This is a genomic window from Streptomyces tateyamensis, from assembly GCF_003205575.1.
In the GTDB taxonomy this organism is placed as follows: domain Bacteria; phylum Actinomycetota; class Actinomycetes; order Streptomycetales; family Streptomycetaceae; genus Kitasatospora; species Kitasatospora tateyamensis.
The window spans coordinates 1-1,855 of the sequence record NZ_PYBW01000196.1 but is presented as its reverse complement, the minus strand read 5'-3'; the positions used below and the strand labels follow the sequence as shown (position 1 = coordinate 1,855).

At 68.1% G+C, this 1,855-nt stretch carries 1 protein-coding gene; it reads left to right on the top strand.

All coding sequences use genetic code 11. The features are described from left to right. Positions 1-37: 37 nt before the first annotated feature. Positions 38-1,741: an IS1634 family transposase gene (locus C7C46_RS32150; RefSeq protein WP_110673452.1), complete on the top strand. Its 1,704-nt coding sequence runs from the start codon at positions 38-40 to the stop codon at positions 1,739-1,741. Positions 1,742-1,855: the final 114 nt, after the last annotated feature.

Below are 1,855 nucleotides of genomic sequence, written 5' to 3'. Positions count from 1 at the left end.
GTAGTGACCTGGTGTGATGTGCGTATCGTCTAGCGGCATGTACGTGAAGACGACGTCCCGGCGGAACAAGGACGGGCAGACGGTCCGGTATCTGCAGCTGGCCCACAACGAGTGGGACCCGGCCGCGGGGCGCTCACGTACGAAGGTGCTGCACTCCTTCGGCCGGGAGGACGAGCTCGACCACGAGGCGGTTCGCCGGCTGGTCGGGGCGCTGTCGAGACTGCTGGACCCGGTGGCTGCGCTTTCGGCGACGGGCTCGGGGGATCTGTCGTTGATCAGTTCCCGGCCATGGGGCGGGGTGCACGCACTGGACGGGCTGTGGCACCGGCTCGGCCTGGACGCCGTCGTGCACCGCCAACTGTCCGGGCGCCGACTGGACCCGCGAGTCGAGCGGGTGCTGTTCGCACTGGTCGCCAACCGGGCCCTGGCCGCCTCCAGCAAGCTCGCCGCCACCGACTGGATCGCCGACGACGTCCACATAGCGGACCTGGACTCGATCAGCGACGAAGCCTGCTACCGGGCCATGGACTACCTGCTGACCATCGAGCCCGCCCTGGCCAAGGAGGCGTACTTCCAGGTCACCGACCTGCTCAACCTCGAAGTGGACCTGCTGTTCTTCGACACCACCTCCACGTACTTCGAGACCGAGGACGCCGACGAACCCGTCGCCCGCGACGAACACGGTGAGCGTCTTCCCGCCGACACGCCGGCCGAAGACGCGGTGCGGCACGACGGGTTCCGCACGCACGGCAAGTCCAAGGACTCCCGCGACGACCTGCCCCAGGTCGTCATCGGCATGGCCGTCACCCGCGACGGGATCCCGGTGCGGGTGTGGTCCTGGCCGGGCAACACCGGCGACCAGGCTCTGATCCGGCAGGTCCGCGACGACCTGCGCGAGTGGACTCTCTCGAAGGTCGTGTGGGTGGCCGACCGCGGCTTCACCTCCGCCGCCAACCGCCGGGCGCTGATGCGCGGGGGCGGTGGCTACATCATCGGGGAGAAGCTCCGCACCGGATCACCCGAAGTACGAGCCGCCCTCTCGCGGCAGGGCCGCTATGCCACCGTGCGCGACAACCTCCAGGTCAAGGAGGTCAACATCGGCACCGACGACCGGTTCGTGATCTGCTTCAACCCCGACCAGGCCACCCGCGACGCCGCGATCCGTGAGCGGATGGTCGCCCAGCTCACCGAAGCAATCGCGGGCACGGACAAACTGGCGAGGCCCGAACGCGACAAGCTGGCCGGGGTGTTGTCCACCAAGCCCGGGCTGAAGCGGTTCTTGCGCACCACGCCTGGCGGACTCCTGCGGGTGGACAGGAAGAAGGTCGCGGCCGAGGCCAACCTCGACGGGAAGTACCTCCTGCGCTCCTCGGACCCGAACCTGTCGGCCGAGGACATCGCGCTCGGCTACAAACAGCTCCTGGAAGTCGAGCGCGGCTGGCGTGACATGAAGCAAATTCTCGATCTTCGACCGGTCTACCACCGCCGCGAGGACCGCATCCGCGCCCACGTCCTGCTGTGCTGGCTCGCCCTGCTGCTGATCCGCGTCGCCGAGACCTCCACCGGCCAGACCTGGAACCGCCTGCGCGCCGAACTCCAGCGCCTGCACGCCGTCACCTACACCGGCCCGGCCGGCACCTTCCGCCAGTCCACCGACCTCACCAAGCCCCAGCGCGACATCTTCACCGCCCTCGACGTCACCCCGCCCAAGAAGATCATCGATCTGACCGCAGGCCGCTGACCAGGCACTATTCCCCCGCCTAGTGACACGCCATCTCGGCGTACTCACAGGCGTTTCCGCAGGTCAACCCGCCTTCTCGTGTCCTAGCCAACACCACCAACTGTGGAACTCAGG

Coding starts and splice junctions, on each gene's coding strand:
- C7C46_RS32150 (WP_110673452.1), top strand. CDS start 38: ATGTACGTGAAGACGACGTCCCGGCGGAACAAGGACGGGCAGACGGTC.